The 219-nt window shown below is 61.2% G+C and carries 1 protein-coding gene; it reads right to left on the minus strand.

The window, feature by feature from the left end; all coding sequences use genetic code 11:
- On the minus strand, nucleotides 1-219 hold a 219-nt coding region (locus tag AO268_RS07420; protein WP_141562793.1), incomplete at both ends, for a transposase.

Genomic DNA, 219 nt, shown 5'->3' on the forward strand with positions numbered 1-219 from the left:
CCCGATTCGTCATCGGCGCCGATGTGGGCCTTCATGCCAAAATAATACTGGTTTCCCTTCTTGGTCTGGTGCATTTCCGGGTCGCGCTTGCCGTCCTTGGTCTTGGTCGAACTGGGCGCATTGATCAGCGTTGCATCGACGATGGTGCCCTGGCGCAGCGACAGGCCGCGGTCGCCCAGATAGCCATTGATGACAGCGAGGATGCCGGCCGCCAGCTCG

Source organism: Pseudomonas sp. ICMP 8385 (assembly GCF_002699915.1).
GTDB classification, from domain to species: Bacteria; Pseudomonadota; Gammaproteobacteria; order Pseudomonadales; family Pseudomonadaceae; genus Aquipseudomonas; species Aquipseudomonas gessardii.